This window comes from Rhodococcus sp. P3_B8 (assembly GCF_056402775.1).
On the sequence record NZ_JBFUGT010000067.1, the window covers coordinates 23,521 to 30,796 of the forward strand.

6 protein-coding genes and 1 pseudogene are annotated in these 7,276 nt (G+C 58.8%); 6 read left to right on the top strand and 1 reads right to left on the bottom strand.

Annotated elements, in window-relative coordinates:
• Positions 1-21: 21 nt before the first annotated feature.
• The 6 genes from AC1D1G_RS21235 (at position 22) to AC1D1G_RS21260 (ending at position 6,634) form a co-directional block, all read left to right on the top strand.
• On the top strand, positions 22-1,440 hold the full coding sequence (locus AC1D1G_RS21235; RefSeq protein ID WP_105417964.1) for an aldehyde dehydrogenase family protein: 1,419 nt from the start codon (positions 22-24) through the stop codon (positions 1,438-1,440).
• 56 nt (positions 1,441-1,496) lie between these two features.
• Positions 1,497-1,907: a hypothetical protein gene (locus tag AC1D1G_RS21240; RefSeq protein WP_105417965.1), complete on the top strand. Its 411-nt coding sequence runs from the start codon at positions 1,497-1,499 to the stop codon at positions 1,905-1,907.
• A gap of 352 nt (positions 1,908-2,259) precedes the next feature.
• Positions 2,260-3,171 carry a DUF7065 domain-containing protein gene (locus AC1D1G_RS21245; RefSeq protein WP_477953573.1) on the top strand — a complete coding sequence of 304 codons (912 nt, stop codon included), beginning with the start codon at positions 2,260-2,262 and terminating at the stop codon, positions 3,169-3,171.
• A gap of 1,385 nt (positions 3,172-4,556) precedes the next feature.
• Positions 4,557-5,414 (top strand): mycofactocin-coupled SDR family oxidoreductase, encoded by an 858-nt coding sequence (locus AC1D1G_RS21250; RefSeq protein ID WP_105417968.1) that lies wholly within the window; start codon positions 4,557-4,559, stop codon positions 5,412-5,414.
• 93 nt (positions 5,415-5,507) lie between these two features.
• Positions 5,508-5,699, top strand: a complete 192-nt coding sequence (locus AC1D1G_RS21255) for a ferredoxin (protein ID WP_141473872.1) — start codon at positions 5,508-5,510, stop codon at positions 5,697-5,699.
• A 272-nt stretch (positions 5,700-5,971) separates the two neighbouring features.
• Positions 5,972-6,634, top strand: a complete 663-nt coding sequence (locus AC1D1G_RS21260) for a TetR/AcrR family transcriptional regulator (RefSeq protein WP_477953575.1) — start codon at positions 5,972-5,974, stop codon at positions 6,632-6,634.
• Positions 6,635-7,154: 520 nt separating this feature from the next.
• Here the strand turns inward: AC1D1G_RS21260 and AC1D1G_RS21265 are convergent.
• Positions 7,155-7,276 (bottom strand): annotated as a pseudogene (locus tag AC1D1G_RS21265) (IS5/IS1182 family transposase); the annotation flags it as partial.

The window sequence follows — 7,276 nt, forward strand, 5'->3', positions numbered from 1 at the left end:
TAAACGACTCTGGGAGTTTTCATGGAAATGACAATCGGCGGTCAAGGTGTCTCAGGAGGTGACTATTTCGATGTAGTCAATCCCGCAACCGGCGACGTGTATGCGCAGGCGCCAGTCTGTACCGCAGCTCAGTTGGACCGGGCGATGGACGCTGCGTCGAAGGCTCAACTCGAATGGCGCAAAGACGAGGACTTCCGCCGGGAAAGGCTGCAGGAGTTGTCTGCTGCGGTCATGGATGCCGCGCCGGAACTGGCCGAGATCCTCGCGAACGAAAATGGAAAGACGCTCGATCTGGGCGGCGTGGAAGCGATGTCGGGTGCTGCCTGGCTCGACTATTACGCCAATGTAGAGCGGCCACGAGAAGTGATCCGTGATGATGACGGTGCCCATACGGAGATTGTGCGGCGCCCCCTCGGGGTGGTCGCGGGAATCACTCCGTGGAACGTTCCCGTCGCGATGGCCTTCTTCAAGCTCGCGCCGGCGCTGCGGGCCGGTAACACGATGGTGCTGAAGCCATCACCCTTCACTCCCATCTCGACATTGCGCATTGGCGAGATCGCAAGTGAGATTTTGCCACCCGGCGTCTTCAATGTCGTTACCGGAGGGGACGAACTCGGTGCTTGGATGACTGAGCATCCTGTACCGAGGAAGATCTCGTTTACAGGATCGGTGGCGACGGGAAAGCACGTGTATCGCTCCGCTGCAGCGGATCTCAAGCGGGTCACTCTAGAACTCGGCGGAAACGATGCAGCGATCGTGTTGGACGACGCTGATCCGGCGGAGATCGCAGAAGCTCTCTTCTGGGGCGCGTTCTGGAACAACGGCCAGGGGTGCATCCTCATTAAGAGGCTGTACGTGCCACGTTCAATCTATGACGGTGTGGTCGAGGCGCTCTCCGAGATAGCTAAACGGATTGTCGTTGGTGATCCGCTCGGTGAGGAAACGCAGCTTGGGGCATTGGCGAATCGGCCTCAGTTCGAACGAGTCAGCGGGTTGGTGGAAGACGCTCTCAAGAGCGGTGCAAAGGCGACCGCAGGGGGAAGGCCGGTTGGCGGACCTGGAGTCTTCTATGAGCCGACCATCTTGGCCGGTGCGGTCGACGGCATGCGAATCGTCGACGAAGAGCAATTTGGACCCGCCTTGCCCGTCATACCGTACGACGATGTGAACGATGTGATCGCAAGGGTGAACGCAGGGCAGTTCGGGCTCGGCGGGTCCATCTGGTCTCCGGATATCGACCGTGCCTCGGCCCTGGCAAGCCAACTCGATGTCGGAACTGCATGGGTTAACTCGCATGCGGTACTTGCGACAAACGCGCCCTTCGGCGGCGTCAAGTGGAGCGGTATCGGCGTCGAACACGGTCCCTGGGGGCTCAACGACTTGTCGAGCATCCAGGTGCTCCATTGCAACAAAGGCAAGACCGCACCAGGTGCGCTCTGAATCACCTACCTGGGACGAACACGTTCAGCAACGACATCATGTGAAAGGAAAATGCAATGCCATTGTTCTCATCTACTGAGGAAGCCGCGGCTACTCTCGGTAAGTTCATCGAGAATGTCGCCGTCGACCCCGAACTGAAAGCCAAATGGGTTTCATCGAATGTAGCGTTCCGCATGAACTACACGGACCCCGAGTTGGTCATCGTCCTTGACGCATCCCAGGATCCGCCGGTCGTGCGGCAAGGCGATGCTGCAAAGGCATCTGACGTCGAGATCGAGCTGTTCATGGACACTGACACCGGCCATAAGTTCTGGCTTGGTGATCTGAATGTTCCGATGGCACTCGCACGGAGGAAGATCAAAGTGAAGGGACCGGTGGGCAAGCTCCTCCAGTTGCTGCCGGCCATGCAGCCTGCCTTCATCAAGTACAACGAGTACCTTGCTGCACAGGGATTCGACCGGAAGTAGTCGTCAGGCCGGCGGGACAGGTCTCACATTGCTGGTGGCAACGACCAGCACTATCGGCCACCAGCGCCGTGGAGCGAGTTCAGGCGTCGTTCGGCGCAGGTGGGTTCAGTGCCGCGACCTGAGCACCGCGGGACCTGAGGTCAGCGCCCCTTTGCGCATGGTGACCTATCGACACCACCCACTGTTGGAACCCTTAGACGAAGGCTGGGATCGGGCCCGAAAAAGATCGGGTCTTGATGCCTGCTTGTGGACGTCGATGAGATCGCCAGAGTCGGTCCGGCTCTGGATGATCGAAGCAAGTATGAAGATGCGTTACAAATGTATGAGTGTCCGATGATTGCAAGGAGTATCCATGTCCTCTCAACTAAGTGCTGGCGCGGACACCGTGTGGGGTCCGCTGGCGCAGCCCATCACAGCTCCCGCTGACCTCCCCGAAGGATCTCCCCCGTGGCGCGACAATGCGTGGCTTCCTTTTTGGGACGACGAGAACGGGATATACGGCACCGTCCACGTCTCGACCTCGCCGAACGCCGGCGCGCGCCAGGCGCGGTTCAGTCTGCAAACACCGAACGGAACGATCGAGCTCATTGAACCTCTGGACCCGGGGAGCTTTGAGAGTAAATCCATCCGGCTGGATCTTGACACCGGTTTCACCATCTCTACCCCGGAAGTGACCGCAGAACTTCGGTTCATGCCTCAGTTCGCGCGGGCCGACTTCGTCGGCGACGCCTCGCCAAAGGCGTTCGGCGGCTACGCCGAGACGGGAGCTCTCAAGCACTACCAGCAGGCGGCCTCGGTCGTTGGCTCGGTCAACCTCCGAGGACAGGAATCCGCGGTTGACGGATCCGGATTCCGCGATCGAACCTGGGGATTTCGTGACGAGACGATCGGGATGTCCGAGTACTTCGGGTTCATGTGGAAATTCGAAACCTTTGCCTTGAGTGTGATGAGGTTGTACGGCAGTGACGGCTCTGATCACGCAACGGGATTCCTGCTCGGCGATACCGCGACGCCGGTGGCCGGCGTCAGTTCGTTCACACGCGACGGCAGCGGACTGTTCGTCGAGGCAGAGATCGAGCTGGACTCCGGCGATCGGCTCACCGTGGCCTCGGTAGGCCGGCCAGCCGGACAGTGGGTTCCGATGGGGCCTCCGCGGACGGGCGCAGTGATGAGCGCCTACGACGAATTCCACACGTTCAGGACCGCGTCGGGGGAGGCCGGTGGCGGAATCGTCGAGCAGGGGTATGTCCGGCGGGGCGTCTGATCGGTCCGGACGAATTCGACTGCCGTCACTGCACATGGCACCGGCACTCGATTCGCCGAGCAGCGGCATATCAGCTTGCGGTACGGGTACGCCCGCGTCGCACTCAGCTCGCCGACGTGACGCCGAGGGGCTAGCGGGTTGGACTCGTCGACCGTCGCCCAGCATGGTGATGGCGACACAATCCCCGTCGATGCGACCGGCGTGTGGCAGGGTGAGGGCAAAGCGGTACGAGGCGGATCTCGGCACGGGACTGGGCCGAGTCCGAGGCCAGGGCAGGTCCCGGCATCACTCGGTGATGGCACTTATCGACGAGGGCATCACGTCAGCCTCGTAGAGGTTCCTAGCCGAAACGTCGTAAAAGTAGGGTGGCACTCAACTCGGCGAGCGTAGATGGCGGGGTTCGTCGCCGGGGTGTGAGAGTGGGGCGGCGTAATGTCGTGCCTCTTCCCGGCGGCGAACACCGCGGCGATTCCCCGAGCGTGCTCGAAGATGAATCGACTAAAGCGTACTGTTCTCGTGAATCTTCCGTTGAGTGTGAATAGTCGATGTAGGCACGCGGTTCGTTCTTGTAGGTTTGCTCGCTCATGAAATCCACTGCATGAAGGATTGTCAACTGTCCGGCGTATGGATTTCGCCGATTTCAGTCCCGCAGTAGCTCGTGTTGGTGAAGTCCAACTGGGAACTGGCCCCTATTGCGGTTGAGTATGACATGGCGGTGATGCGGTGAAAATATTGCAGCGTGTCGGACGGTGTTCACCAGACGGCCACTAGAGGCAGTTGGGCTGCTTGGTCACCTCGCCGACCACACTCGTCCCATCCTCGATGCCTTCGATACTGTCCCGGCGACGGTTGATGAAGCTGGTTGTCAAATAGTGGATGTTTCGGACGAAACCGAATTCGTCTGGCGGGAAGAAGGGTCCGGGTGGCACATCGGTGGCTCGACCCGTTATCCACACCCCGAATGCGGTCGTAAGGCATTGGCTTCCAGCGTCGTTCATGCCGCTAATGAGCGTGCGTCCACCACCACGATTCATGAAGGTGGAACTTCCGGGCACCGCATGACGTGGGCACCGCTATGGCGTTGACACTCTGCAGTGAGGTAGCTAACATTGACGACATTACACACAACGTACTTTGTCTCGACGTCTGAGTTTGGTTTTTCCTATGTCGTGGCTCTGCAGAACGCAAGTAGGCGTGTCGGTTTGAGGCAGTTAGGAACCCGTCTCTGCGCGCGGATTTAGCTGCGCATTGCGAGAGCTGACATTCAACGCCACATGCGGAGTCCCGAAGCGCTGCCCCGCGAGGGCTGGTAGCTCTCAGAAGTGATTCATTCAGTCGTACAGAATGCTGCAACTTGAGTATCGGATGGAAAAGGAGTCAGGCTGATGGGAAGAGTTTCGGAAAAGGTAGCCTTTATCACGGGTGCAGCCCATGGCCAGGGCCGGTCACATGCACTGCGATTGGCGGAGGAAGGCGCCGACATCGTTGTAACCGATGCGTGTGCCCCTATTCATTCCTTGGTGGACTACAAGGCCGCGACACGGGAAGATCTGGAGGAGACCAGGGCGCTTGTCGAAAAGACTGGCCAGAAGTGTGTCAGCGCCGTCGCTGACGTTCGTGATAGGGCTGCGCTGACGGGTGCCGTCGAGGTCGGTATCGAAGCGTTCGGCCGGATCGACATCGTATGTGCCAACGCTGGCATTATGACGGTGCACGAGCACAGTTGGGATATCCCGGAGGACGCTGTCGATGCTGTACTAGATACCAATTTGAAGGGTGTCTGGAACACAGTCGTTGCAACAGCTCCATACATGGTCGAGTCCAAGCGCGGAGGATCGATCATCCTTACGTCTTCAACGGCCGGCCTTCGCGGGCATACGCCGTACGCGCATTATGCGGCAAGCAAACATGGCGTGGTGGGCCTGATGAAGGCCTTCGCCAACGAACTCTCGCGGTACAAGATCCGTGTGAATACTGTTCACCCAACTGGCGTCCTTACCGAAGGTATGGGAACGTTCAGTGATCGAACGATGGCGATTATTGGTAGCAGTGTGACTGGGCTAGCGGGGGCCACCAACATCCTGCCTGACCTCGATGCGGATCCTGATGCAGAATACGCGCCTGTGCCGCTATTGCTGCCGATTGAGATTAGTAATGCGGTGCTATGGCTCGCGAGCGATGAAGCTCGCTATGTCACTGGTGTTGCACTCGCGGTTGACGCTGGAAACACCGTAAAGCCTTGAGCTGTCACGCAGTGCACATAAGGCTGCAATTCAGGTGCGTCTTCCGTGTAAACGGAAGTCACCCTGATCCAATAGATTGGAAAGGAGTGAGAAATGCGAGTTGAGATTGACACGACCAAATGTCAGGGGCATGGCCGCTGTTATCTATTAGCTCCCGAAGTATTCGATATGGATGAAGAGGGCATGGGAATTGTGACCGACCTTCGGCCAGCGGTCGAGTACCTTGATAGCGCGCGGAGCGCGGCCGAAAATTGTCCCGAGACTGCAATTTCGATGAGGGAATGAACATCGTCATCGCGGCATCACAATTACCTACACGGCCGGATGCCCCGCATCCGACCGTGAGACGGGCGGTGCGAGGGTGCATCCCCGCCCTCCGGGGGTCATGTCAACCAACGCCGAGGCGGTCCTTCGTGTTGTCGTTGAGACGACAAACGAATGTTGTATACTTGAAGCGTGGTGATCGTGCAATACGTGTACGTCCAGCCGTCGCGAACCGCTAGTGATTTATAGGCCACGCTGAATAGTTTGATAACCGAGTGGAAGCTCAAGGTGACATGGCGCGCAGGAAAGCAGGGAACGTCCTCAGCAAAGATGGCGAGGAAGCCCGCTCGCAGATTCTCCATGCTGCGCAGAAGGTGATCTTGCGCTTCGGTTTGGCGAAGACGACGATGGAGGATATAGCGACGGAGGCTGGAGTTTCACGTCCGACGGTATACCGGTACTTCCAGGATCGTACTGAATTGACCTCAGTGCTGATCGATTGGCGCGCTCGAGAAGTGCTGGAGGCTAGTAGGGAACTTCTTCAAAGGGAGGGATCCTTTGAGGATAATTTCATTGCGGGTCTGATTCATACCGTCGCCTTGGCGCGCGAAGATCCGATCGTGGCTATGGTTCTGRCCCCGGCAAATCAGCGAGGAGAGTCGTGGTCGGAAACTCTTGAGTTGGCTGCCGAGTTGACGGCCGACCTTTGGGAGCCTTTTCTGAAGGAGGCGAGGACCCGGGGTGAAATGAGAAGTGACCTTAACTCGTCGGAAGTCTACACTTGGCTCGCCCTTGTGCAGTTTGCACTGTTCAACAGCATGGAATCCACGGAACCCAGCGATCCTGCCCATGCGCGGATGTTGAAAACGTTCGTCCTTCCAGCCCTCGTAGCGCCGACCGATGGCGTCACGGTTCGCAGGGGTCGCCCCGTGTCTAAAAACCTGAAGCGCCAGTAAAAAGTCGCCATGGCGCAGTGATTCGGAGGGCTCGGGTTGCTCAACACAGGAAGGTGCGCGTTGGCGATTGGGCGCTCATTAGTTTTCGCGGATCGAAGCGTGCTGGTGTGACCGAGGTGGTTTGTGTTGGATAGAGTGACGCGTGGTGGATGGCCATATTGCGGGGCGCCTGCACACAATCACCTTCCTTGCATCTGAAGATCACCCGTGCTTCCCGTTTGCAGGACTGTGCCTTTGCAATCCGCCGCAGGCTTCGCGATGTGAAAAGGGGACGGCCGCTACGTCTACCGCCTGTGGCCGCGTCAACAGGCAGTCCAATTCTTTCAGCAAGCAAAGGGAATCTCGTCGTTTCGGCTCACCCATCCCGGACACCACATCGGTGGCTCCAGGCTTAGAGCGTGTCTCATGTGGGGAGCTTCTTGAAGCAGGTGAGTGCGGCGGCGAGGTGAAGGAAGCCGGCGAAGTGTTCGCCGTGGCGCTCGTAGCGGATGGTCATGCGCCGGTAGCCGGTGAGCCAGGCGATGGTGCGTTCGATCTTCCATCGGTACCGGCCTAGGCGATCGTTTCGCTCGATGCCGCGGCGGGCGATCCGCGGGACGATGCCTCGTTCGCGCAGCCACCGTCGGTGAATGTCGTAGTCGT

Bases quoted from the DNA above. Each gene is read 5' to 3' on its own strand.
- AC1D1G_RS21235 (WP_105417964.1), top strand. From the start codon at position 22: ATGGAAATGACAATCGGCGGTCAAGGTGTCTCAGGAGGTGACTATTTC.
- AC1D1G_RS21240 (WP_105417965.1), top strand. From the start codon at position 1,497: ATGCCATTGTTCTCATCTACTGAGGAAGCCGCGGCTACTCTCGGTAAG.
- AC1D1G_RS21245 (WP_477953573.1), top strand. From the start codon at position 2,260: ATGTCCTCTCAACTAAGTGCTGGCGCGGACACCGTGTGGGGTCCGCTG.
- AC1D1G_RS21250 (WP_105417968.1), top strand. From the start codon at position 4,557: ATGGGAAGAGTTTCGGAAAAGGTAGCCTTTATCACGGGTGCAGCCCAT.
- AC1D1G_RS21255 (WP_141473872.1), top strand. From the start codon at position 5,508: ATGCGAGTTGAGATTGACACGACCAAATGTCAGGGGCATGGCCGCTGT.